18 protein-coding genes and 1 tRNA gene are annotated in these 25,030 nt (G+C 51.0%); 13 read left to right on the top strand and 6 right to left on the bottom strand.

Going from position 1 to position 25,030, the window contains the following annotated elements; all coding sequences use genetic code 11:
* Position 1: 1 nt before the first annotated feature.
* The 4 genes from ACIKP9_RS10445 (at position 2) to ACIKP9_RS10430 (ending at position 6,047) form a co-directional block, all read left to right on the top strand.
* Positions 2-2,218 (top strand): glycosyltransferase family protein, encoded by a 2,217-nt coding sequence (locus ACIKP9_RS10445; RefSeq protein WP_400882373.1) that lies wholly within the window; start codon positions 2-4, stop codon positions 2,216-2,218.
* Between the two features lie 112 nt (positions 2,219-2,330).
* A complete protein-coding gene (locus ACIKP9_RS10440) occupies positions 2,331-3,800 on the top strand; it encodes a glycosyltransferase family 9 protein (protein ID WP_400882371.1) in 1,470 nt (489 codons plus the stop codon).
* A 29-nt stretch (positions 3,801-3,829) separates the two neighbouring features.
* Positions 3,830-5,104, top strand: coding sequence for a hypothetical protein (locus ACIKP9_RS10435; RefSeq protein WP_400882368.1), 1,275 nt, complete (start codon positions 3,830-3,832; stop codon positions 5,102-5,104).
* Positions 5,097-6,047 carry a methyltransferase domain-containing protein gene (locus ACIKP9_RS10430; RefSeq protein WP_400882365.1) on the top strand — a complete coding sequence of 317 codons (951 nt, stop codon included), beginning with the start codon at positions 5,097-5,099 and terminating at the stop codon, positions 6,045-6,047. The genes ACIKP9_RS10435 and ACIKP9_RS10430 overlap by 8 nt, the downstream gene beginning before the upstream one ends.
* A gap of 43 nt (positions 6,048-6,090) precedes the next feature.
* Here ACIKP9_RS10430 and ACIKP9_RS10425 read toward each other — a convergent pair whose 3' ends face one another.
* Entirely contained in the window at positions 6,091-7,083 is a 993-nt protein-coding gene (locus ACIKP9_RS10425) for a hypothetical protein (protein WP_400882362.1), read from the bottom strand.
* A gap of 47 nt (positions 7,084-7,130) precedes the next feature.
* A complete protein-coding gene (locus ACIKP9_RS10420) occupies positions 7,131-7,781 on the bottom strand; it encodes a class I SAM-dependent methyltransferase (protein WP_400882360.1) in 651 nt (216 codons plus the stop codon).
* A gap of 174 nt (positions 7,782-7,955) precedes the next feature.
* Here ACIKP9_RS10420 and ACIKP9_RS10415 point away from each other — a divergent pair, with 174 nt between their 5' ends.
* From ACIKP9_RS10415 to ACIKP9_RS10405, 3 genes are all read left to right on the top strand, one after another.
* Complete coding sequence (locus ACIKP9_RS10415; protein WP_400882357.1) at positions 7,956-11,489, top strand: glycosyltransferase; 3,534 nt, start codon at positions 7,956-7,958, stop codon at positions 11,487-11,489.
* A 163-nt stretch (positions 11,490-11,652) separates the two neighbouring features.
* Entirely contained in the window at positions 11,653-11,859 is a 207-nt protein-coding gene (locus ACIKP9_RS10410) for a CsbD family protein (protein ID WP_230348443.1), read from the top strand.
* 89 nt (positions 11,860-11,948) lie between these two features.
* Positions 11,949-12,971 (top strand): hypothetical protein, encoded by a 1,023-nt coding sequence (locus ACIKP9_RS10405; RefSeq protein ID WP_400882353.1) that lies wholly within the window; start codon positions 11,949-11,951, stop codon positions 12,969-12,971.
* On the opposite strand, the gene ACIKP9_RS10400 is transcribed toward ACIKP9_RS10405, so the two are convergent.
* Positions 12,972-15,107 (bottom strand): TonB-dependent receptor, encoded by a 2,136-nt coding sequence (locus ACIKP9_RS10400; RefSeq protein ID WP_400882350.1) that lies wholly within the window; start codon positions 15,105-15,107, stop codon positions 12,972-12,974.
* 147 nt (positions 15,108-15,254) lie between these two features.
* On the opposite strand from ACIKP9_RS10400, the gene ACIKP9_RS10395 reads away from it, so the two are divergent.
* The 5 genes from ACIKP9_RS10395 (at position 15,255) to ACIKP9_RS10375 (ending at position 21,411) form a co-directional block, all read left to right on the top strand.
* Positions 15,255-15,328 (top strand) — tRNA-Gly (locus ACIKP9_RS10395).
* 111 nt (positions 15,329-15,439) lie between these two features.
* On the top strand, positions 15,440-16,549 hold the full coding sequence (locus ACIKP9_RS10390; protein WP_400882347.1) for a porin: 1,110 nt from the start codon (positions 15,440-15,442) through the stop codon (positions 16,547-16,549).
* Between the two features lie 46 nt (positions 16,550-16,595).
* Entirely contained in the window at positions 16,596-17,783 is a 1,188-nt protein-coding gene (locus ACIKP9_RS10385) for an MFS transporter (RefSeq protein ID WP_400882344.1), read from the top strand.
* Positions 17,784-18,072: 289 nt separating this feature from the next.
* Entirely contained in the window at positions 18,073-19,134 is a 1,062-nt protein-coding gene (locus ACIKP9_RS10380) for an HD domain-containing phosphohydrolase (protein ID WP_230348435.1), read from the top strand.
* A 141-nt stretch (positions 19,135-19,275) separates the two neighbouring features.
* Positions 19,276-21,411, top strand: a complete 2,136-nt coding sequence (locus ACIKP9_RS10375) for an ATP-binding protein (RefSeq protein ID WP_400882341.1) — start codon at positions 19,276-19,278, stop codon at positions 21,409-21,411.
* A gap of 3 nt (positions 21,412-21,414) precedes the next feature.
* On the opposite strand, the gene ACIKP9_RS10370 is transcribed toward ACIKP9_RS10375, so the two are convergent.
* A complete protein-coding gene (locus ACIKP9_RS10370) occupies positions 21,415-22,305 on the bottom strand; it encodes a crotonase/enoyl-CoA hydratase family protein (protein ID WP_230348433.1) in 891 nt (296 codons plus the stop codon).
* A gap of 164 nt (positions 22,306-22,469) precedes the next feature.
* Between ACIKP9_RS10370 and ACIKP9_RS10365 the strand changes: the two genes are divergently transcribed.
* Positions 22,470-23,771: an OmpP1/FadL family transporter gene (locus tag ACIKP9_RS10365; protein ID WP_400882336.1), complete on the top strand. Its 1,302-nt coding sequence runs from the start codon at positions 22,470-22,472 to the stop codon at positions 23,769-23,771.
* A gap of 19 nt (positions 23,772-23,790) precedes the next feature.
* Here ACIKP9_RS10365 and ACIKP9_RS10360 read toward each other — a convergent pair whose 3' ends face one another.
* Both ACIKP9_RS10360 and ACIKP9_RS10355 read right to left on the bottom strand, forming a co-directional pair.
* Entirely contained in the window at positions 23,791-24,048 is a 258-nt protein-coding gene (locus ACIKP9_RS10360) for a DUF2171 domain-containing protein (protein WP_400882333.1), read from the bottom strand.
* Between the two features lie 113 nt (positions 24,049-24,161).
* Complete coding sequence (locus tag ACIKP9_RS10355) at positions 24,162-25,028, bottom strand: universal stress protein (protein WP_400882330.1); 867 nt, start codon at positions 25,026-25,028, stop codon at positions 24,162-24,164.
* Between the last annotated feature and the right edge of the window lie 2 nt (positions 25,029-25,030).

Raw genomic sequence — 25,030 nt, 5'->3', positions numbered from 1 at the left:
CATGACCACCGCTACCATGCCCCCACTCATTTCAGTCGTCATTTACGGCCCAATAGAACAAAGCCCACTTGCGCAGGCTATTGAGTCGGTAGGTACCCAAGGCATAGAGCATCTGGAGCTTCTGATTGGTGACAACAATATAGCAGCGGCCCAAGGCGAATATATCGCCTTTTTGGCAACAACCGACTTGTTTGAGCCAGGCACTCTCAAAGCTCGCTTGAACTATCTGCTGAGCAACCCAGACACCGATCTCATCCACAGCCCCGTTAAACTCATCGACCTAGATGGCAAAGATCTGGGTGCAGTGATTACCCGCCCCAAAGCCATCACCTTTGATGCTGCGATCAATCCTATCCACCTCAGCGGCGTGATGGGCAAAACCCAATTGTTCCGCGGCCTGTCTTTGTCTCAGGATCCAGCACTTGGCTGGTACCAGGGCTGGTTGTTGTTCGCGCAGGTGTTGAGCACTGGTGTCACATCAGAGTACGTCGAGCATGGTGGTGCACAACATAGAGTTTGCCAAACGCCAACTTTAGAGCTGGAGCTACAGCGCCATCAAGCCGCGCTGGACGTGGTACTAGGCTGGATATATGCACCGAGCCATGCTGTCATTACAAAGCCCAGATATAGATTTCCTCCACTCACTGTAGCAAAAAGGCTGCGCGAGCTTTCACTGTTCATCTGGTGCCTGATCAGTGGCAATGCTCATGTATGTCGTTCCATGATGAAAAATTCAGGACTAGTCGCATTTCTCAACACGTGGCTAGTGAAATCCCTGCGCGATGAAATCTACTTACAGCTTGCTTATCACTATCAAGTCAACCTCAGAAGCCAACCAGAACAATTGGCACAAGAAACGAAAGCCACCATTGTGCAACATGCAATGGTGCTGGGCCTACGCGAGCGAGCGCCCTCGTTGCTGTTAGCCTTATGTGAATGTTTCGACATCCCTTACCCACAGGAACCAGCAACCATATTGGCCGACTTCAACGATATGGCAACGGCCAGTGTGCATACGCCTAGCCCTTGGGTACTGATCACCAGCTTCCGCACGCATGGCGCAGCTGATGAAGTACAAAACTGCGCACAAATCCTGCTCGACAATTGTGGCACTGCAGGAATAGACCAAGTACATGTGCTGCTGGAAGGCCCGCCCAGCATACTGGAAAATTTACTCGCCCCGGCACAAGTGCAAGCCCTGCACACGTATCAGGAAAGCGGGAAACTCATCTTCTCACCCATCTCTTCGCGCCCGGATTACAAAACCCTGTTTGACTACGCCAATACACTTGGCCATGTAAGTGCCGCCATCGCCAATGCCGACATGCGTCTACCAGAAACTGCCGTACGCCAGATGAATGCCGGACGTGTTGCCGATGGTAATCCCATTTATGCCCTAACACGCTGGAACCACACCAAAACCGGGGACTTCCTGCAAGGCATGCAAGCACACCCACCCTGGCCACAATGGCCGCCGGATGCGCGGCACTATTTTGAGAAACATTGCTTATCTTATGACTGCTATGTATTCGACACGCCGATATCCGTCCCGCCAGAGCTGGCCTCGGTGTCCATGGCGACTTACGGCTGCGATACCGCGATTGCCGCCATGTTACGTACCGAAGGCTACCAAGTTCACAATCCCTGTCTTTCCATCCAGACCCTGCATTTAGACGAGAAAATGCGTGACTATGCTGGCACACAAGGCCAGCAGGACTTATCCAACAACGTAGCTTCTTTTGGACTAGCGATCATGCGTCGCTATGCCCAGCACCCGATATACGCACACAGTTTGCAGCAGCTATCAATATTGGAAAAGCAAACAGCCTGGCTGGGCGGCCCAGGAAACAGCGATGTCATGCACACCATCTTCCTCAACCTGGGGGCCACACCTTGGACAAAACAGGGGAATTACCCGCCTTTTTCCAGCATTCACATCACGATTCAAGATGGTAATCTAGATACTGCTGAAGAAGCGCTGGCCAACATACCGGCGGCGATTGAACGTAATCTATTCATTTTCTGGGAGTTGAATGGATTCCCTCAAGGTGGACACATCGCCGACTTGCTGGTCAATCACCCGCGATTCGAAGCAATCGGTTACCCCTTGTTTGGCTATCAAAGACAGTCTGTACTTCACCAAGATATTGCTAGCAAGAACGCTCAGATAGTACTAAGAAACTTATATCAAATGATTTCAGAACTATTGCTCGGCTAATCATCGAATCCAAATGCTGAATTTTCTATTAATACCCATCTCAAGCCGTGTGAGGCAACTACTTTGCCGAAGCGGAAAATCTATTAAGATAGTTATCCTAGGTACGAACGGGATGGGATTTGAATTATTAAGCCTCCCTCCAGAACAGAGGCACTGTGAAGTCATTGCTGTTGTCGATGATTTCAGAGCACAAGAGCGCAATGAATATTACAAAACACCATTAATTACCAGCATTGAGCTTAGTAAACTGGCAGAGCAACATCACGACTTGATTGCTATCAACACTTGTGAACACCCTAAACCTAAACAGTTTTTTGAGCGTTTGTGCCAAGAAAACAACATCCCCTCAATCTCTTTTCAGCAAGCGGAACAAATTTTTCCTGTACTCCGCAATAAAAGAAGACAACGCCGTAAAACACTGCGGCGTACTTTATATTCCCGTACTATCGACTGGTTAGTTTTTCACTTAGGCAAGTGGCCTTGTAAGCGCAATGGGATTGCCCTAACTAGATTAGATGGCGCTGGAGATTTCCTATTATGGCTGGATGCAGCCAAACATATCTGCAATCACCACCCTGGGCAGAAGATCACACTCTTTGCGAACGCTCACTGGGCAGAATATGCTACAACATTCTCATATTGGGACAGAGTAGTTGCAGTAGATACCACCCGCATCAATTATGACTTGGCGTATCGACTAAAAATAATACTGAGTATCTGGTGGGAAGGTTATGCAATTGCCATCAACCCAACGTTTTATCGCCGTTATATTGATGTAACAGACACATTAATACGCATCAGTGGCGCGCCAGTCCGGATTGGGTGGGATTGTGGCGTACATACTGGACTAACAATGGAACAGAAAAACCAGACTGACGATTGGTATACACGATTATTCACGCCATCTACCACTTCGCCAACAACTCCAGAGATTGTACATGATGCAGAATTCGCCTCTCAGCTAATCGGCTTTCCAATACCACCAGCCCTACATCCACTACCCCAACGTAAAGTCCGGGTACTTGTGCCGGATCACGATTATTGTGTGCTTTTTCCTGGCGCATCATGGTCTGGTCGCCGATGGCCCGTTGAGCACTTTGCAGAGTTGGGAGCTCGACTACAACAGCACTTTGGCTGGCATATTGTCTTGTGTGGATCCATAGACGAAAAACCATTATGTGATGCCATTGAGCAGCAGATAACAGCAGAGCATGTCTTGAATTTGGCAGGCCATACGACGTTTGTTGAGCTGGTAGAGGTGATTCGCTCAGCGCAATTACTGGTTAGCAATGAAACCTCGGCCATCCACATCGCCCCAGCTGTAGATACCGAATCAGTATGTATCCTCGGTGGAGGGCACTATGGATTATTCGTTCCTTATCCATCCGTGATATCTGGCATGAAACCGGCTCCAGCGATCAACCGTATGGACTGTTATCACTGTCATTGGAGATGCTCACAATTACATGAAGTCAATAAAGCAGTACCGTGCATTGAGCATATCACCGTAAAAGATGTTTTTGACATTGCTTGTCAGACAATAACAAAGAATTCCTGGAAACCAATCGCTAAACCCGATTGATCACTCCATCTTTAATACTTGGAGCTATCATGGACGTACCAGTCCTGTTTTTGGTTTTTAAACGCCCAGAAACAACGCGGCAAGTTTTTGCAGCTATTAAAGCGGCACGCCCCCAGCGTTTATATATTGCTGCCGATGGCCCCAGGCATAGTAAAGCAGATGAAGCAGAATTAGTCGATGAGGTACGCCGTATCGCTACTGCGGTTGATTGGCCATGTGAGGTGCATACTCTTTTTCGTGAGAGCAACCTGGGATGTAGGCGAGCGGTAAGCGGTGCTATTGACTGGTTCTTTGAACATGAAGAGGCAGGTATTATCCTCGAAGATGATTGTCTGCCTGACTTGAGTTGGTTTGAATTTGCTGGACAGTTACTCTCCACATATAAGCATGACACTAGAGTCATGTGTATTTCAGCCTGCCATTTTCACGGTGTGGCGCATACACCTGAAGCCAGCTACTTTTTCAGCCGTTACAATCATTGTTGGGGCTGGGCTAGTTGGCGCAGAGCATGGCAGCTTTACGACAGAGATATGCAACATTGGCCATCTTTGCGAAACACAGATTGGCTTTTAGGCATAGGTGGTGACCCGTTTTTCCAGAAACACTGGACTCACATGTTCGATCTTGCTTATGAGGATATACAAATAGACTCATGGGCTACTCGATGGACATTTTCATGCTGGATTCACAATGCATTGACTGTATTACCCTCAAAGAATCTTGTCCAAAATATCGGTCTAGATGGTAGCGGAACACATACAAACCACGATGGCAATGGCATTTTATCGCCAGCCCTAGAATCAATGACATTCCCACTCAAACACCCTGATATCATGGTCTGCGATGTTGCAGCAGATCGCTGGGAAGATCGATACATCTTTAACATTAAACTTGATGCAAGCTTTCCCTATCGTCTGCTATCTGGTTCACACGATACAACGACTCACCATGCAAGCTGTGTTGAATTTGCCATGCACAAAATCCAGGATTTCCAGCTAAGCCTCTCCAATACTCCCGTATTTTTGCTCGCCCCTTTATCAAAAGACGGCATGTTACTGGGAAAAGCCATCACAAAAATCTGCGATACCCTCATTGCTGCTATTGATGACCGATATCAGGCCAACACTATTTTTGGGGTATCTCGCTGGACCAGTCAACAGTTCCTTGCAAACGTACAGCATTACCCTGGGGCAATCGCCATTGATTTCTCTTCCAGCACGACAGGACGAGTATGGGCAAAAAATTTATGCAATCAAGCAGGGATAAAACGCATCCCACTTTTTAAGGATTACTCTCATGCATGAAACCAGCAAAGCCATTAGCAGGCGCTTGTCTGATAGTCGGTTTGCCACTCGTTACTTTGTAGGTGATGGTATTGATATCGGTGCTGGAGAAGATTGTCTAGGACAATATCAAGAACTTTTTCCTGCTATGCGGCAATGCCGCGGCTGGGATATGGAGGATGGAGACGCACAATATCTAGCCAGTCTCCCGGATAATAGTTTCGATTTTGTGCACTCCAGCCACTGCCTCGAGCATATGCATGATCCACTTGAGGCATTGAAAAACTGGTTGCGCGTATTAAAACCAGGTGGGCATCTGATTGTACTTGTGCCAGATGAAGATCTGTACGAGCAAGGGACGTTTCCTTCAACCTTCAATGCTGATCACAAATGGACCTTTACGCATTGCAAGCCAAATAGTTGGTCACCGCGCAGCATCAATCTGACTGAACTGATATCAACACTTTCCGACCAAGCACAATTGCTCAAGATGGAATTACTGGATGCCACTTTTCTATACTCCTTAAAACAGCGTACAGATCAGACAAAAACCCCGATTGGTGAATGTGCTAGCGAACTTATTTTTCGCAAACTACCTGAAAAAGCACAACGGCTACCCAAAGGACTCAGTCTCTCTCAATCGGCAGCAAATATGTTGAAAAATCGTCCAGTTTTTCTAATGGCGCCTAGTTCATCAATTGGCATGGTCTTTGGTCCCAGCATTGCTGCCTCCTGCAACAACCTGATAGCAGCCATAGACGATCAAAACGCTGCTCATCAGATTCACGGCGCGCCACGCTGGACCAGTACGGAATTTCTTGAAAAGGCGGAAAATTATCCAGACTTACTAGCGATAGACTTATCTGTTGGCCCCAATGCCCGCGCCTGGGTAGCAATGCTGTGCGAAAAAACTGGAGCTGAGCATTGTGATTGGATATTCCGCTCAAACACAGATGACAAATAGCTCATCAAGGCACTGGACTCTATATTACAACGCAACTTTATAATTAAGCAGGATTAGTGCAGAACGCCATGACATCCAACATGATACTTGTAGTATCCAGATCTTCTTCACAACGAAAAACTGCCATGCGTCCTGCACCACAAATTGGCCTGATAAATTTCTCAACCACGTGATAATAAGGACGATCAAAATAATCATCAAAAAGAATGACTGCTCCCGCACGTGCACTCAGTAACGTCAATAAGAAAGATGCCACGCGGAACCTTCCATCAACGAGAATCAAATCCGGTGAGTGATTTGCTATCTTTAGCATATGCCAGACGGCATGAGAGTAAGCAGGCCACTGAGAAGCACTGGCAGGCTCCGTAGGCCAACCCCATTCTCCAGTAGGTCCAATATCAGCATGGTAAAACCTGTAGCATGACGCCAAACCTTGCTGTACTAACTTAGCCTTTACCGCATTTAGAAATCCAACATCTGAATCAACAGAATAGATATGCTCTACGCCCTGCGTCGCAGCCAACAATGTACTGCCGCCTGCCCCGTATTCCAGATACACTTGGGCAGACTTCAAATATGCCTGTAAGCAATCAATCCCCTCTTGTTCCATATGAGGTTGATCAGAAATATCAGCGGCACTCCATATCCTCGGCACGGTATCTCTAGCGTCGAATAGACTGCTCGCCATTTTCTCGCCCAATACTCCAATTAACCATCCTTTCACCTCACCCTGGCCTAAAGTAGCTGAAGTACGCATCACATCGACACGCGCAACCCCCGATTGTTGACACAATTGTGTCGCCCATTTTCTGCCATGAAGGCTAGAGGAAAAATCAACAACTACGGCATCAGGATAATGCAGGGCATTTGCCAAAAATTGCTCACTAGTCCAACGTGGTATGCCATGCAGTAGGCTACCCTGCTGTATATCATCGACAACAGCAATTATCTGATCGCAAGAAGCAACTACCTGGGCGCAATGCATAACACCGACTCTAGACATCGGAGCCAGTAAAAAAATAGGACGAGTGTTCATTAGTCAGCAATCAACAATAGAAAATTGGTACTTCCCAACCTGACGAATTACTTCCAGAAGTCAACAACCAAGGAGATGGGTTTACCATCGGCCCGCATATCATTTGGAGGAATTCGCATTACAGGCATATAACCAGCCTCGAAGTCGTTCAGGATAAATGCCTGCCGATCAACCCATACATGCTGAAAACAAATCTCACGACACTTTCTAATATCAGATGCAAGAATTAACTCCATCACATGCGTGTAAGTTGGAAACCATAAATGCGCATCTCCATCTGACATAAAGCTTGGGGTGACTGTAGTGTTACACGAAGCGGAAACGCTGCCTCCCATTGAAAGATCGCACAAAATCATTCCATCGCTATCATAGACTGATCGCCGCCTCAATAATGGGCTGTTGTAGTCCGGCATACTCATCCGGAACTTACCTCCTACCTGGAGGCAACGGTAGATTTCATCCAAAACTCCAGGAATAGTTGCATATTCCAAATGCTCAAACACATCTTCTGACTGGAATCCAAGAATTGAATCACTTTCAAATGGCAATATATCTCTAGCATCGTGCTGAATATCCTTATCACTCTTAGGATGTAGTGCCAGCCCATGGAACAAACCAGATTTGTATTGCGGCAAATGCTCAAGCAAGTTGCCAAAATATACATACTGCATACCAAGCAATTCATTTTTAATATCCATATTTTCCTTACCATGAGCATGCAAGCTTCAATCACTGCTATCTCGAAATATCAGGCACACAGCTACTATCTAGATATTAATTCGACTTTATCCCCGTTAATCATAAGAATAAAAGCATAATTCCCCTCGTTATACTATTCATTTGGTCAATCATAGATTCAAAGGTAACAACGCATGACAACTCCACTCCCGCTGGTCAGCATCGTCATGCCGGCCTATAAGCTCCAGTACATCGAGCAAGCCCTGGATAGCGCACTGGCGCAGACCTATCCAGCGCTGGAGCTGGTTATTTGCGATGACAACCCTGGTCGGGATATCGAAGCGCTCGTCCAGCAAAAGCAGGCGTCTTCACCTTTCCCGATTCACTACTCCAGAAATGCTGTCCCGGATGGCGAGCTCCCCAGCACGGTGAACGGTATCAAGCTTGCGCAAGGCAAATACATCAAGTTCCTGCACGATGATGACGTACTTGAACCGGACTGTATTGCCTCACTGGTTGCAGTGATGGAAAACGAGGCAGACGTTGTGCTGGCATCTTCACGTCGGCAACGCATTGATGAAGATGGAGAACCCTTGCCAGATATCATGGCGACCTGCTTCCCGTTTTCTGGTGATGTCATTATCAATGGCAAGGAGCTGGTGTCCTTTCTGGGTGACCATACGATCAACTTCATTGGCGAGCCAAGCTGCATCATGGTGCGACGCAATGATGTGCTGGAGATGGTCGATACGCTGATGTCACTCAATGGCAAGATCATCGACTGGGTAGGCGACCTGGCCCTGTGCGTCAAGTTATTGCAGCGGGGTAACTTTGCTTTCCTTGCCAAGCCATTGACCAACTTCCGCGTTTCCCGCGCCCAATTCAGCCAGATAGGCCGTGACCAGGCAGGCATTGGCGATAAGGGCCATGCCGATTTCCGCAAGGCCATTCGCGAGCTGGGCTGGTACCGCACGTCAGGGAACAACCGCTTGGTGAATGTTGCCCCCATCACGTCGCTAAAAGCCCGCATATTCAAGCCTGTCGATCTGCTAGCCGCATTGCAGCGTGCAGCAGGCCTGGGCAGTGTCTCGCTCGCAAGCTGGCTGGGGATTCGTCGCCCAACGGAGGCCCAGTGCTCACTGATTGACCAACATCTTGCCTCACAACAGGGTGGCCCACGTATTGCCATCATGCTGATTGATTACACGGGAACGCAGGAAGCCATTGAGCACACTCTGGGCAAACTGCGTGCAGCCAACACCTATCACAACATTGAAATATGGATATTCTCACCCTTAGCATCACTTGTGCTGCCAGATGACACCAAACTGGTCACAGTACCATCCACAGCCAGTACTACCGCGGCCATCAACGCAGCCCTGACCGAAATACAAGCCGAGTGGATACTGCTGGCCGAAACAGGGAGTGAATTCATGCCCAGCGGCCTGTTGATCAGTGCGCTGGACTTGCCGACCTTGCCCGCCTCCTGTCATGCCGCCTATGCTGATGACATTCTGCGCTTGGAGGACAACGAGCTTGGCCTTAACTTGCGCCCCGACCTCAACCTGGATTTATTGCTCAGCTTCCCGGCCAGCATGTCGCCGCATTGGTTTTTCCGCAGGGAAAGCCTTGTTGAACTGGACGGTTTTTCCACGACAGCAAGCCGGGCTTTTGAGCTGGAATACCAGTTACGCCTTATAGAGCAATTGGGCCTGGGCAGCATCGCCCATATCAGCGAGCCTGTCGTGATCGGCAACAAGCTAGAGATGGCAGACTGCGCAGAAGAAGAGGCCGTGATAGCGCAGCACCTGCGCAATCGCGGCTATGAACAAGCGCTTGTGCGCAGCCATATGCCCAGGTGTTATGCCATTGATTATGGCCATGCACAACAGCATGGCGTCAGCATCCTCATTGTCGTCAAGGATAGACTCTCGCAAATCCAGCGCTGCCTGGAAACCTTGCTGGAGAACACCAGCTACGCCAATTACGAAGTGTTACTGCTGGATCATGGCAATCAGGTTGCGGATATTTGCACTTGGCTCGCTGGCATTGAAGCCATGGCGCTACCGCAATTGCGCGTGCTGCGTTTTGAGGCAGGCTTATCGCGTGAAATGATCTGTAACCAGGCTGCTCAACAAGCACATGGCGAATTCCTGCTCTGGCTGGGCGATGGTGCTGGCATCCTCAGCCCAGACTGGCTGCAGCAGTTGCTTAATCACGGTCAGCGCCCAGAAGTAGGTGCCGTGAGCGGCAAGCTGGTTTCTGCCGATGGCAAAATCCGCCATGCGGGCTTGCTGCTCGGCTTACACGGCCCGGCAGGGCATGCCTTTGAAGGCTTATCGCATGATGACAGCGGCTACATGCAACGCTTGCAGCTTGACCAGCAATACACTGCATTAAGCCGCGAGTGCTTGTTGTTGCGTCGTGAGCTATTTCTGCAAGCGGGAGGTTTTGATGAAGAACCTTTGCTCTCACGGTGGGCCGATGTCGATTTATGCCTGAAATTGCATCAGGCTGGCTTCCTCAATGTGTGGACACCACGCGTCACACTGCTCATGGATATGCCACTGGGTACCACCGCCAGCACCAGCGAGGAGGATGCAATGTATGCACGCTGGTTGCCCATGCTAGCACGCGACCCTGCCTACAACCTGGGCTTCTCCTTACAGGCAGAACCAGGCTTCAAGCTTGCCGAACCGACACTCGCTTGGCGTCCACTACAAGCCTGGAAGCCAGTGCCTACTATACTGGCGCATCACGCTGACCCTTATGGCTGCGGACACTATCGCGTTATTCAACCCATGATAGCCATGCGTGATGCCACCCTCATTGATGGGACGATTTCCGGCAATCTGCTCTCACCCGTCGAGCTGGAGCGCTACGCACCTGACGCCATCATCCTGCAACGTCAAACCACGGAAGAGCGTGTTGAGGTGATTCGCAGGATGAAAGCTTTTTCGCAGGCTTTCAAGGTATATGAGCTGGATGACTACCTGCCCAACCTGCCGATGAAAAACATGCACCGCAAGCTGATCACCAAGGATGCCGTCAAGGCCTTGCGGCAGGGCCTGGGCTTTGTTGACCGCTTTGTCGTCTCCACCCCGGCCCTGGCAGAAGCTTTTGCTGATCTGCATGCTGACATTCGCGTCGTCAAGAATCGTCTGCCTGTCAGTTGGTGGCAAGGCCTGCAAAGTCAACGCCGTGTCTCGGCCAAACCGCGTGTAGGCTGGGCAGGTGGCAATAGCCATACTGGCGATCTCGAGCTGATTGCCGATGTGGTGAAAGAACTTGCAGATGAAGTCGAGTGGGTTTTCTTTGGTATGTGCCCAGAAGCGTTGCGCCCCTATGTACACGAATTTCATGTGGGAGTAGCCATCGGCCAATATCCACAAGCACTTGCCAACCTCAACCTGGATCTTGCCTTGGCACCTGTCGAGCAGAACCTGTTCAACGAGTGCAAGAGCAACCTGCGCCTGCTGGAGTATGGTGCTTGCGGCTTCCCTGTCATTTGCAGCGATATCCGCTGCTACCAGGAGGATAACCTGCCTGTTACCCGCGTGAAGAACCGCTTCCGCGATTGGGTCGATGCCATCCGTATGCATATTGCCGACCTGGATTCGACAGCAAAGGCAGGCGATGCCTTGCGCCAAGAGGTGCTAGCGCATTGGATGCTGGAAGGGGCGCACCTTCAAGAGTGGCGCCGCGCCTGGCTACCAGATGGCGACTAACTTTGTTGCCCTCGTTGCCTGTCAGCATACACTGACAGGCAATTCATCCTTCCCCCGACTGCCTGCCCCCTGATCATTGCCTATGATGGCTACCAGACGAATCGCATTGCGATTTTCTACCTGAATAACTTTTAAATTTAATTTTAAATTTTAGGAGCAGACCATGAACTGGGATCAAGTAGAAGGTAACTGGAAACAACTCAAGGGCAAGGTGCGCCAGCAATGGGGCAAGCTGACCGACGATCAATTCGAGCAAATCAAGGGCAACCGTGAAATGTTGTCCGGCAAGTTGCAGGAACTCTATGGCATATCCAAGGAAGAGGCCGAGAAACAGATTGAGTCCTTCAACAAGACCTGTACCAAACACTAGTCAAATAGTGTGATTTGATTCTCCTCTAGTAATACTCCCTTATCACCGGCCTGATGGCCGGTGTTTTCTATTGATGGTCTAGGTCTTGCTTGAGTATCATCACTAGCATTTACCGAGCCTTCCCCATGGCCTTGCCCAGTTTCAGCTATCTACAATGTAGTTTTGCCGGGATAGATTTCATCCTGCGCATCGAATCCAGCCTGCTCTCCCCGGCAGTCCTCTCTGGCAATCGCATTGTCAGGACCATGCCTGCACCTGCATTCTGCCAGGGCATACCAGTCGAGTATTTCGAGGCGATCGAGGGCAACAAGCTGTATAAATTGGCCTACTTCCTGGAAAATCTTTCATCACTGCCAGTACCCAAGCGCATCTGGAGTTATGGCTCTGCCCAATCCAACGCCATGCTGGCCTTGAGTGCACTTGCACAACTCATGGGCACGGAGCTCCATTATGTATTGCCCTACCTGGCGGATGAGCTAAAGGCACAGCCCAAGGGCAATCTTGCCTTGGCATTGCATCGCGGTATGCACATGCATATCGACAGCAAGCTGTATCGCCGCATGACGCAACAGGCCTTTGTGCCGGATGAACATGAATGGATGCTGGGTGAGGGAGCCCAGCATGCACATGTCGCTCACGGCTTTACAACGTTAGGCAAGGAGATCATGGAAGTCGGCAGCACACTGGGCTTTCATCAGGTATTCCTGCCATCCGGCACCGGAGTCAGCGCCTATCATCTTGCCGCCGCCATGCCAGGAACCAAGGTGATCACCACCCCAGGGTATGGAGATGCGCTCTACCTGCAACAGGCGTTCTCGCAGATGGGAAATGCAGAAGGTATGCCGGAGATTTTGGCGCATGCACCGCATTACCGCTTTGGCTCGCTCTACCGCGAATTGTGGGAATTGCAGGCCGAACTAGCTGCCGAAACCGGCATCAGCTTTGACCTGCTGTATGACTTGCCCGCGTGGGCCTGCATCCTGCAACATCGTGAGCACTTCACGCAGCCCTGGCTTTACATACACCAGGGCGGAATGCAGGGTAGCGCCACCATGCGCGAACGCTACTTCAGGATGTTTGGCGCTGAGCGCCCGGCCCACACAGGCACCTGATCAGAAATCCAGCGTCAGGCCAACATTGACCGAGCGGCCCATGCCAGCCAGGGTGCCGATGGGCCCAGTAGAACCATCTGCCTTCCAATTGGCATAATTCAAGCCACCGGTAGGTAATGCGTAGTAGCGATCAAACAAGTTGGTGACTGTAAAATCCAGGCGTACCTTCTGCCATTGATAACTGCTGCGCAGATCCACCAAGGTGTAGCCACCCGTTTCACGCTCAAAACGTGCATCATCTACACGCGTTTTGCTGTCAACAAACTGCACATCCATGCCATTGGACCACGCACCCTTTTTCTGTTCCAGGCTAACCCGGGCATTCAACGGCATGATCTGGTAGAGCGAATCACCGTTGGTACGCTCGCCACGTGTCCAGGCTAGGCTAGCGCGCACACGGCCCTCGCCCCAAGCAGTATCTTGCCATAGCTGCTTGGCAGCATCGGCATTGATACCGTAGAACTGGGCATCCTGGTTATCAAAGCGCAGATACGCACGCGTTCCTGAGGCAAATGTACCTATACGCTCCACACCAATATAATCCTGTACATAGGTGTAGTAAGGCGTCACCCTGAGCTGCCAGAATTTCTTATCAACATCGTGCCAGTCCATGGTGGCACTAATGGTATTGGCCTTCTCGGGCTTGAGGTCAGGGTTACCAACATAGCCATTCAGGTCACCGAACCAGCCTATCATCATCCGCGCCATCTGGCCCGCCCCCCAGGAATAGCGTTCGTACAGGTTAGGCGATCGTGTCTTGCGTGCATAGCCGAACTCCACGCTAGCCGTCTCGGACAACTCGTATTTACCTGTTGCCGTCACGTCAAGGTGATTATCACTGGCAGAGCGGCTACCTGCGTTAAATGCACTCGCAGCCGCAATATCCGCCATGCCCATCATGCCGCCATAAGCCTGCACTTCGCCAGTACTGGTACGCACATGGTCAACCCGCGCCCCGAACAAGGAACTCCAGCGACTATTCCACTGAGACTCCACCTCAGCAAATACGCCCAGGCGAGTACGGCGACCATCATTAATATTCACATAGGTATTTGGGCCCATCATCATGGTGTCACCCGGTACGGGAGGCCAGAAATCATCCAGCTTGTTACGATGCAGGTCATTACCGATACGCAAGGTATGCACATCACTCAACGGAATGGTTGCCTTGACGCTATATCCCATGTCCTTGCCATGTGTATTCATTGGCATGCTGCCGGTTTTTTCGGAAGAGAAAAAGCCCATCTCGTGGCTCACTTCCTGCCAGTAAATCCGTGTATCCAGATCACCCCAGGCGAAACGGTGGTTATAGCTCGCATTTATCGAATCCGCCTTGTTACCGACCAGGTCCATATACTGGTTGGGGAAGCCCTGATGCGGCACTTCCTGGTGACTCAGACGCAGCATAAAATCCTCATTCTCACCCTTGGCGCCTATCGTCAGGGTCTGGATATGACGCTCAAACTGCGTCGCCCGCACCTTGTCACCATTGCCATCACGATAGCTCTGGCCTTTATCCATGGTGCTGGTGAAATTCAGGCTCAAGTTATCACTGGCCGCCGTGGCATTCAGCGCAGTGCTCAAGCCATTGTTGTTGCTCCGGTATACCGTGGAGAAACTACCTTGGTACAACCAAGCATCGGCACTGGCAGCATAAATGGGCTTGGCAGAATCGACAGTGATCGTGCCGGCGATACTGTCACCGCCCATGCTCACTGGCGTAATACCCGCCAGCACGCTGACATTGGCAACCGCAGCAGGGGAAATATACGTCAGTGGGGCATTCATGTTATTAGCACAGGCTGCTGTCAGCTCTGCGCCATCGACCAGAATGCGGATGCGGTTGTCATTCATGCCGCGGATATTTGGCAAGGCCGAGATGCCGCCTGCCTGATAAGAATATAGCCCGGTGTAATCCTGCAACAGGCTCGTGCTATCCGCACTATTGACCATGCGCTTGTGCAAATCACTGTTGCTATCATGCGCATGGGCTGTGACCTCCACTTCAGGCAGGTGCTGTACATGATCGTGCTCCGGCTCTGCCTGAGCCACATTACCAAACAAGGGAGCCAACACCAGTACGGTCCATTTGAGTGGTATCGCTTGCCTTGTTACTGCCTGTACACTTCTTTTCATCCCCATCCCCTTGCTCCTGCGCCAAGTACACCGCTATAAACGGCAAAGCGAAGGATTGTAGTGGGAATGAAGAGGCTTAAGAATGCGACATAATGCCGCATTCAAAGCATGTTCGAGATGATAGAAACGGGTATAATCGCGCCCTGTGCGGGCGTAGTTCAATGGTAGAACGCTAGCTTCCCAAGCTCGATACGCGGGTTCGATTCCCGTCGCCCGCTCCATTACCGTCAGTACCTTTACATCCCGCTCCATGTCTACGCTGGCGTCATCAAGCCTCAACAAAAGCGTCATGGTGCCGTCATTACCATCATCCACCATTTTTACACCTTCAAATGACACCGCTTTCACACCCTGCCTTTATGCAGCATTTCCTGCTGATGATCATGATGATATTCGGGTTGGGCTGCGCGACAGTACAGGCTGACACCACGGACAATGCACTCCATATCAGCGGTTATATCGAAGCTTATTATCAACGAGACTTTAACCGCCCCGGCAATAACCGCCGCCCGGACTTTATCTACAGCCATAGTCGGGCAGATGAGCCCAGTATCAACCTAGCGTTGGTGCAGGCCACGTACAACACTGACAAATTCAGGGCCAATCTTGGCATTGCAACAGGAACCTATATGCGCGCCAACTATGCGGCGGAACCTGGGTTATTGAATAATCTTTACGAAGCGAATATTGGGCTCAAACTTTCAGACCAACATGATCTGTGGCTAGATGTCGGGGTGATGCCCTCCCACATTGGTTTTGAAAGCGCGATCGGCAAGGACAACTGGACAGTTACACGTAGCCTCGTGGCAGAAAACTCGCCTTATTTTGAAACGGGGGCCAAGCTGACTTACACCACGGCAGACGGAAAATGGCTGGTAAGCGGCTTGCTCTTGAATGGCTGGCAACGCATCCAACGTGCCGACGGCAATACCACCCCCGCGTTTGGCCACCAACTCACCTACAAACCCAATGACAAAGTCACAATCAACAGCAGCTCATTTATCGGAAACGACAAATCTGACCGCGAACGCCAGATGCGCTATTTCCACAACCTGTATGGTCAGTTCACCTTGAACCGGGCCTGGAGCCTGATTGCCGCACTGGATCTGGGCGCAGAGCAAGCCACCAAGGATAGTGCCAGTTACCATAACTGGTTTGCGCCAGTGGTAATCGTGCGCTATACAGTATCGGATAAGCTAAGTTTGGCAGCACGTGCCGAATATTATCAAGACAAGCATGGTGTCATTGTCAGCACAAGCAATAGCAATGGTTTCAGGACTTTTGGCTACTCGGCGAACGTGGATTATGCCATCACACCCAATTTGCTCTGGCGTACCGAGATCAGGAAATTCGATAGCCCAGATGCTATCTTCATCAAGGGCAATGAATCGATGGCATCCACCAACTTCACAGCATTGACTTCGCTCGCCATCAGCTTTTAACCAGGCTGCACCAGCCACTTAACGAACACGCAGCCTATATCGATACATGATGACCGTCATACAACGCCGCCAGGCATTATTCACCTTCTTTTTGCTAGCCGGGATAGCCGTAGCCTCCTGGGTCACGCGCACGCCGGCAATCCGGGATCAGCTAGGCGTCTCCATCGCAGAAATGGGCCTGATATTGTTCAGCATTTCGGTGGGGGCAATGAGCGGGGTGCTCAGCTCCGGCAAGTTCGTGCAGCGTTGGGGCACCAAGCCTGTCATCCGGGCAGGGATGCTCACCATGTGGTTGGGCTTGGCCATCATGGCAGTGGGCCTGGCATCTACGCTGGCACTGATGGTGGCCTTGGGCCTGATGCTGTTTGGGCTGGGCATAGGGCTGGGAGAGATCGCACTCAATGTTGAAGGCGCTGAAATTGAGCGCATCATGCAACGTCCAGCACTTGCCATGCTGCATGCCGGTTTCAGTTTGGGCACATTCCTGGGCGGCATGCTCGGCATTGCTCTCACCAGCATCCATTTTCCGGTGACCTGGCACCTTGCGCTCACCGCACTGGCAGGTATCCCAATGACATTATGGGGGCTACGTGCCATACCAGGTGGTGTGGGGGTTGAGTCAGCAAGTGAAGCAGATGTAGACGATGCCAATACCCAGCCATTCAAGCCTTGGCGCGATACTCAATTGATGTGCATCAGCCTGATTGTGCTTGGCATGGCATTGGCAGAAGGCTCCGCAACCGACTGGATTCCCATCCTGATGGTCGATGAACATCATGTCAGCGCAGCCATAGGCTCCATGGTCTATACTGGATTTGCTGGCATGATGGCACTCGGACGCTTCAGCGGACACTTTTTCCTCACACACTTCAGCCGGGTGTCGGTGGTGCGTACCAGCGCACTGCTAGGCCTCATCGGGATCGGCATGGTCATCTTTACCAACCATCCCTACATTGCGGCAATCGCCGTACTGTTCTGGGGCTTGGGCACATCCCTGGGCTTCCCGCTGACGATTTCCGCTGCTGGCGATACCGGTCACCATGCCACGGCACGTGTCAGCATAGTTGCCACAGCCGGATATGTTGCCTTTCTGGCGGGGCCGCCATTACTAGGTTTCATCGGGGAGCATTATTCTTTACGTCATGCCTTGCTGGTGGTGCTGTTCTTTGTAGGATTGGCATTTTTTCTGGCTCGCGCTGTCGCCCCGCACATGAAAGAGTCGCACTCGCGGTAAACATGCCATGTTGCCCCATTTACCCAGTTTTACAGCCGGATACTTTTACCCGCGCTTACGTAATAAGCACAGTGATGTAGCAATGGTCATCGCGATGACTTTCTTCATGATATTGTCGTTAATGGATATTCGAAATATCAATCAATGTTATCTCATGCTTCAATCTTTCGTATCTGCCTGTATGATAATAATGAAACTGATGCGCTAGCTAATAAATGGCATGGACATAAAGGCCATACTCTATAGACGCTGTGACTAGTACCCCCCCTGGACTAAGAACGAAACTATTATGAAGACCCTCAACCTCGTTGATACCGCCAAGGTAATGATCCTGGATGACCAGGCCGTCAGCCGCTCCATCCTGTCCAAGATTGTCAGAAACCTTGGCCGAGGTATCAAAACCTTCGAGTTTTCCTCCCCGACAGAAGCCTTACTCTGGGCGCAGGACAACACCGCAGACCTGCTGTTGGTGGATTACGAAATGCCTGGGATGAATGGTCTGTGTTTCATCAATGAAATCACCCGCCTGCCACAATATCAATCCGTTCCCACCATCATGATCACCATCAAGCAGGATGTAGAAATCCGCTATGCGGCGCTTGACGCTGGGGTGACTGATTTCCTCACCAAGCCGGTCGATATGCATGAGTGCATGGCGCGATGCAAAAACCTGATCACCCTGCGTCAACAGCGCCTGACACTGGAAGATAAAAGTCGCTTGCTAGAAAGCATGGTCCGGGAAGCGACCGAAAACATCCTCATGCGCGAGAAAGAAACGTTAATGCACCTTGCCCGCGCGGGGGAATATCGCGACTACGATACAGCACAGCACTTGTTGCGCATGTCTTTATATAGCCGGGTGCTGGCAGAGGCTCTCGGCTTCCCTGAAGAGGAGGCTGAGCTGATTGAGCTAGCTGCGCCATTACATGACATTGGCAAAATTGGTATCCCCGACAGCGTATTGCTCAAGCAAGGCCCCTTCACGCCAGAAGAGAAGAAGATCATGCAGCGCCACCCGCTGATTGGCTATGAAATCCTGCAAGGTAGCCCATCGAAGTATTTGCAGAAGGGCAGCGAGATTGCCTTGGCACACCACGAGAAATTCGACGGGTCAGGCTATCCCTATGGCATGTCTGGTCATGAAATCCCACTGTCCGCACGTATCGTCGCGGTAGCTGATGTATTTGATGCACTCACCAGCCACCGTCCATACAAGAAGGCATGGAGCGTCGATAGCGCTATCGACTACCTCATCGCCGAAAACGGCAAGCACTTCGACCCGGAACTCATCAAACTCATCCCTGATGTACGCATGCTGTTCGAGGAAATCCATAAGCGCCATTCTTCCTGAGGCTATAAATTTCCATCCCAGGGGCTTGAATATAACTTTATCTAAGCGCAACCTATACATTCTCACAACTAACGCAGGGAACTGCAGCATGATCGCAGTGAACACCAACTTTTAGACACGTTGACCAGCATGATGTCATTAATGCAACCCTTGAAGCGGGCCAGGCAATACTGGCAGCACCTCCGCAGGCATTGCGACCCGCTGGAGTTGGAGCAAGCCAGCATCCGCATTTGGCTTTGCATGGCATTTCTGGTGTTCCTGGTGTATCGAGAAATAAGTGAGCCCGCATCCATCAGCGGCTCCTTCCCGTTGGCCATTCCCATGACAGTCGTATTCCAACTACTGTCCTTCGTACTCTTCGCACTCATCCTGTTTACGCGTCAACATGCCACGTTACGCAGGCTTTCTGGCGCCTGGCTCGATATCGGTTTGCCCACCATGTTCATGGCCATGACCGGCGAACTGGGGGTGATTCTGGTCGGGGTATATTTGTGGGTCACTTTTGGCAACGGCTTCCGCTTTGGCAACAAATACCTGTTCCACTCCCAGTTCCTCAGCGTTGTCGGCTTTCTCTATACCATCAACATCAATCCATTCTGGTTGCAGCATCAGGCTATCAGCTACAGCTTGTTGCTTATGCTCGCCGCCTTGCCGATTTATGTAGCCACACTGATCACGCGCATTGAGGAAGCCAAGCAAAAAGCCGAGGTGGCCAATCATGCCAAGACGCGCTTCGTCGCCAACATGAGCCATGAAATTCGTACACCATTGAATGGCATCATCGGCATCAGCACATTACTGCGCAATACCCCGCTCAATAGCGAGCAAGATGAGCTGTTGCGCACCCTGGAAAGCTCATCCAAACAACTACTATCGCAACTCAACAATGTGCTGGATTTCGCCAAGATTGAGCAGGAAAAGCTACAGGTAGAACAAGCTGAGCTTTCCCTGCGCGAATTGGCAGCACAGACCATTGAGGTGTTCAAGGGCCAAGCCTTTAATAAACGTATACGGCTGGAAAAAATCATTGAGCTTGATGAAATTCGCGTCAAGAGTGACCCCTATATCCTGCAACAAATCCTCGCGAACCTCGTTGGCAATGCAGTGAAGTTTACGGAGCAGGGTGCTGTCACCCTCACTGTCAAAACACTTGAATCAACAGCGCATCACGGTGTATTCCGCATTGAGGTGCTTGACACAGGGATTGGGATTTCCGACGAACAGCGCGCCCGTATTTTTGACAGTTTTACCCAAGCAGATATTTCCACCACCCGCAAATTTGGCGGCAGCGGCCTCGGGCTCACGATTGCCAAAGGCCTGGTTGAAGCGCTGGGTAGTGAGCTAAACCTGAACAGTGCACCAAATGTTGGCAGCCGGTTCTGGTTTGATCTTACCCTTGAGATTAGCAGCCGTGCCCCGGCCGCCACACCAGTACCTATCAACGAGATACCGCCAGCCACGACCAAGCCACTGAGGATATTGGTCTGCGAAGACAATGTCACCAACCAGACCATCATTGTCAAACTGCTACAACTGCCTGGTCATCATGTTTCCGTGGTCAACAACGCCGATGAACTGCTGGACAAGCTGGAAGTAGAGCAATTTGATCTGGTGGTATCCGACCTAAACATGGCTGGCATGACCGGGATTGATGCATTAAAACTTTACCGCTTCCTGCGCCCAGATGACCGGGACACCAAATTTATCCTGTTTACCGCAGATGCCACGGTGGAAACCAAATCTGCTGCAGAGGTGGCCGGGTTCGATGCCTACCTGACCAAGCCAATTGAAACCAAGCTACTCTTTGATACCATTGCCAATCTCAAGGGCGGCTTACCTGTATCTGGCCAGGTTGCCCAGCTATATGCAAAGAAAGAGGAAGCAACAACCCCCGCATCATCTGCCCATGTGAGCGATGTGCTGTCTGCTGCTACATTAGCCGAACTGGAGTTGTTAGGTGGGCAGGACAGCATGTTTGTGCCGCGCTTGTTAGGTAAATACGTGACCGATTGCGGGGCGCTGATCAAGCTGATCAAGCAGAACCTTGCCGCCAAGCGCTATGGTGAGTTGCATGAATTCCTGCATGCCTTAAAAGGTAATAGCCTGAGTATAGGCGCCATCGCCGTAAGCCAACAGGCAGAGTTGATGGACAAAGCCAGCCCCGAGGAACTGCGCTTCCGCGGTACCATCATGTTCGAGCAACTGGATAAAGCTTTTGAGGCAGCCAAGCAAGCAATCAACGATTACTTGAGTAGCCGGCAGGCTGCCTCAAGTTAGCTTTCATCTTGCAACTCTAACCACTTCTTCCTGCTCACCAACCTTGGTGTTCTGTGCACGGACCAGACGCTCCATAACCTTGAGGTTACGCTCGGTCAAACGCAGTGCCGCATCGACCCATATCTCGGTAATATCCAGCAACTCCTGCTTGGTAAGCGGGTTCACACGCTGCTTGGCCTTCTGGATAGCCTGGAAGGAGTTCAGCGACTTATGCGTTTTACGCACCCAATCCTGTAACGCCTTTTCGCCCTCACCAGCTTCCGCCAACACATCCACAACCCCTAGGTCATACAACTCCTCAGCGGTGTAGACCTTGCCAGAACGTATCATCTTTTCTGCAGCAGTCAGGCCTATACGACGTGAAAGAAAGCTCATTGCACCCATGCCAGGGAATAGATTGAACAACACCTCCGGCAAGCCCATCAACGAGCCTTTTTCCGCTACCAGCACATGGGCAGAAAGCGCAGCCTCAAAACCACCACCCATGGCCTGGCCTTGCACCAGCGCAATAGTGGTGATCGGAGCCTGCATATTGTAGAAAGTCCACAGGTTCTCAATGCATAACTGGGCATATTCAAGCAGCTTTGCTCTTTCCTGCTGCTCAATTGCCGCCTTGAAAATCGCTAAATCGCCACCGAGGTTAAAGATACCTTCCACATCCGATGCCAACACCAGATAATTCGTCGCCTGTTGTGGGCGATGTTGAGGATGCAAGTGTGCGGCTTCGATCTGGGTTTGATTCAGCAGCAGTTCGCGCATGCAAATACGATTGAAGCAAGGCCTTGGATTCGGCTGCATGAACAGCCAAGAAATACCGAACTCGGCATCATAGCGAGTGCGTACTTGCTCAAATTGAACAGTGTCTAACGGATTGAAATCAACAACAGCATTCATGATAAAACTCCCCATAATGAAGGTTAAAAAAAGCACTACATGTACACACGTAGCATAATTGTGTTGCAAGGTAAATGTCTGATTGATTATTGAAAATTCAACAATCTTTACGCTTTGCCGTTAATATGAAGACTTGATGCCAATATCACCGATGGAATTAAAAAATGATCAAGCGTCTATGCTTTTTATTGGTTTGGGGAGTGAGTAGTGGAGCGAGCCTAAGTGCTCATGCAGCAGGCTTTGCCCTGATTGAGCAAAGCGCCTCTGGCTTTGGTAATGCGTACGCTGGCATGTCAGCGCGCGCCGATGACGCTAGTATCCAGTTTTTCAATCCTGCCAGCCTGTCATGGTTGCCCCCAGGCAAGCAAATTATTGTTGGCGGCAGTGCCATCTTGCCCAGTGCAAAACTGAGGAATGCCCAAGCCAACTATATAAACCCTACCACTGGAGCACTCACACCAATTGCCGGTAACGATGGTGGTGATGCCGCTTCGTTGGAGTTGGTGCCCAATTTCTACTTTGCTGGCGACCTGAACCCCGACCTAAAGTTTGGTTTAGGCATCACGGTGCCGTATGGACTGACTTCGGAATACGATAACGGCTGGAAAGGCCGCTACCAGGCGCTGAAGTCCGAGGTCATGACTATCAATGTCAACCCGGCGCTTTCGTTCAAGGCCAGCGAAAAGCTGTCAATTGGTGGCGGTATCAGCCTGCAATACGTGAAGGCTGAACTCACCAATGCCATAGATGCTCGCACCATGACCAGTGGTCTGGTAACTACAGATAGCTATGGAAAAATGAAGGGGGACGATATTAGTTGGGGCTTCAATCTAGGTGTGCTTTACAAGCCATGGGAAGGTACCGCGCTAGGCGCGAGCTATCGCTCCCATATCAAGCACAAGCTGGAAGGTGAGGCCAGTTTCCGGCATGCATCTCCAATACTGGCCTCTCGATTGAGTAATTCCGACATTAGTGCCAATCTCTCCATGCCAGAAACCGTCTCGCTTAGCTTGGCACAACAGCTGAATGACAGAGTGGAGTTACTTGCCGATGTCACCTGGACCAACTGGAGTCGCTTTAAGGAATTACGCGTACAGTTTGACAGTAGCTTGCCTGACAATGTCACGAATACCAAATGGAATGACAGCTACCGATTTTCGCTGGGTGGCAACTACCGATACAACGACCAACTCACACTGCGTGCAGGCGTCGCCTATGACCAAACACCTGTGCCTGATGCCAGCCACCGCACCCCACGCATTCCAGATGCTGATCGTACCTGGTTTGCGGTTGGTGCAAGCTGGAAGCTAGATCCATTCAACACTATTGATGTTGGCTATGCCTATCTGCGGATGAAGGATTCCAGCATCAATCACAGTAGTGAAGGGGCAGTACGCCATAATATCCAGGGAGAATTTTCCGCCCGCGTGGATATTCTAAGCGCGCAGTGGAGCCGCTCGTTCTGATCGGGCAAGGCATTAGTACTTACTGGTAAGCATTCGGTTGTTCAGGTTTGGGGGTGGTAGACCATTGCCGCTTCACCTCATCACCAGGACGGTTCAGCGTCACTTCTGCGTTATCCGTGGCAGCTACCCAACTCACGGGAATGAAGTGATGCTGACCGCTTTCATCCTTGGTGAGCTTGATCTGGTTGCTACCTTCCATGTGATCCACGGTGGCAAACTGCTTGCCTTGGGAACAGATCACAGGCATGCCGGGGAGTATTCCGTGAGAGAGACTCATGATATTGCTCCTTGCAAATGCAAAAATGATGAGTCTCCAGATTAGCGGGGGATGACATCGCGCTGGATAGGGCACTGACTGAAAGCGCTGTCAGAATTACCTAAAAGTCCATATCAGCTGCGCACGATCAGTACATCACAGGCAACGCTATCCAGGATGCGAATTGCGATGCTACCCAGCAACACCCCCAATAAGCCACTGCGTCCATGTGTCGCCACCACCACCAACTCTATGCGCTTGTCTTGCACATAGGACTCCAGCAGCAGGTCAGGCTCTCCATATTCCACCACTACATCAATGTTGGCTGCCGCTGTTTCACCGGCAACATCCCGAATAAAATCACGGCAATTCTGGATGGCGTCCTCGCGCAATTCACTTTCATAAGCCACGCGATCATCCATGCGGCTGGCAAAGTGAGCAAAAGCAGCGTGGAAAACAACGAGGTTCTCCGGGCCAAACATATCGACCGCCCTGGCAAGTGCCGCACGCGACAACTCTGAAAGATCAGTAGCCACCACAATCTTGCCGTAAGGCTTGCGTAGACGCTTTTTCACCACCAGCACAGGCACGGGGGATTGGCGTGCCAGCGCTGCCACGGTATCGCCAAGCAAAGCCTTCTCAAAAGCGCCATCACGCTTGACCCCGGTCAAGATCAATTCTGCCTGCACATCCTCAGCCACTTGCAACACCACCTCACTCGGCTTGCCGCGCACCACACGCGCACTGATACCTGGGAGGCCTGTCTCGCTTAACTCCTCTACCAACTCAGCCTGGATCGCCAAGGCAATATCCTGCGGCTGACGCCAGCCGGGTGTATCGGCAATCGGTTCAATCTGCTCAAAAGCATGCACAACCGTCAGCGGTGCATGCCAAGCCTGCGAGAGTTGTACCGCACGATCAAGGGCACGATCGCAACGCGCACCGAGATCTGTCGCCAGTAGTAACTGGCGGGGTTGTTTGGTCTTGAATTCTGTCGTCACCG

The sequence above is a fragment of the Methylobacillus methanolivorans genome (assembly GCF_044751345.1).
GTDB classification, from domain to species: Bacteria; Pseudomonadota; Gammaproteobacteria; order Burkholderiales; family Methylophilaceae; genus Methylobacillus; species Methylobacillus methanolivorans.
Note: the sequence above shows the minus strand (reverse complement) of the source record. Positions and strands in the feature narration are given on the sequence as shown.

What these genes read in the sequence shown, in the direction of transcription:
- ACIKP9_RS10445 (WP_400882373.1), top strand. Translation starts at nt 2, where the DNA reads ATGACCACCGCTACCATGCCCCCACTCATTTCAGTCGTCATTTACGGC.
- ACIKP9_RS10440 (WP_400882371.1), top strand. Translation starts at nt 2,331, where the DNA reads ATGGGATTTGAATTATTAAGCCTCCCTCCAGAACAGAGGCACTGTGAA.
- ACIKP9_RS10435 (WP_400882368.1), top strand. Translation starts at nt 3,830, where the DNA reads ATGGACGTACCAGTCCTGTTTTTGGTTTTTAAACGCCCAGAAACAACG.
- ACIKP9_RS10430 (WP_400882365.1), top strand. Translation starts at nt 5,097, where the DNA reads ATGCATGAAACCAGCAAAGCCATTAGCAGGCGCTTGTCTGATAGTCGG.
- ACIKP9_RS10425 (WP_400882362.1), bottom strand. Translation starts at nt 7,083, where the DNA reads ATGAACACTCGTCCTATTTTTTTACTGGCTCCGATGTCTAGAGTCGGT.
- ACIKP9_RS10420 (WP_400882360.1), bottom strand. Translation starts at nt 7,781, where the DNA reads ATGGATATTAAAAATGAATTGCTTGGTATGCAGTATGTATATTTTGGC.
- ACIKP9_RS10415 (WP_400882357.1), top strand. Translation starts at nt 7,956, where the DNA reads ATGACAACTCCACTCCCGCTGGTCAGCATCGTCATGCCGGCCTATAAG.
- ACIKP9_RS10410 (WP_230348443.1), top strand. Translation starts at nt 11,653, where the DNA reads ATGAACTGGGATCAAGTAGAAGGTAACTGGAAACAACTCAAGGGCAAG.
- ACIKP9_RS10400 (WP_400882350.1), bottom strand. Translation starts at nt 15,107, where the DNA reads ATGAAAAGAAGTGTACAGGCAGTAACAAGGCAAGCGATACCACTCAAA.
- ACIKP9_RS10390 (WP_400882347.1), top strand. Translation starts at nt 15,440, where the DNA reads ATGACACCGCTTTCACACCCTGCCTTTATGCAGCATTTCCTGCTGATG.
- ACIKP9_RS10385 (WP_400882344.1), top strand. Translation starts at nt 16,596, where the DNA reads ATGATGACCGTCATACAACGCCGCCAGGCATTATTCACCTTCTTTTTG.
- ACIKP9_RS10380 (WP_230348435.1), top strand. Translation starts at nt 18,073, where the DNA reads ATGAAGACCCTCAACCTCGTTGATACCGCCAAGGTAATGATCCTGGAT.
- ACIKP9_RS10375 (WP_400882341.1), top strand. Translation starts at nt 19,276, where the DNA reads ATGCAACCCTTGAAGCGGGCCAGGCAATACTGGCAGCACCTCCGCAGG.
- ACIKP9_RS10370 (WP_230348433.1), bottom strand. Translation starts at nt 22,305, where the DNA reads ATGAATGCTGTTGTTGATTTCAATCCGTTAGACACTGTTCAATTTGAG.
- ACIKP9_RS10365 (WP_400882336.1), top strand. Translation starts at nt 22,470, where the DNA reads ATGATCAAGCGTCTATGCTTTTTATTGGTTTGGGGAGTGAGTAGTGGA.
- ACIKP9_RS10360 (WP_400882333.1), bottom strand. Translation starts at nt 24,048, where the DNA reads ATGAGTCTCTCTCACGGAATACTCCCCGGCATGCCTGTGATCTGTTCC.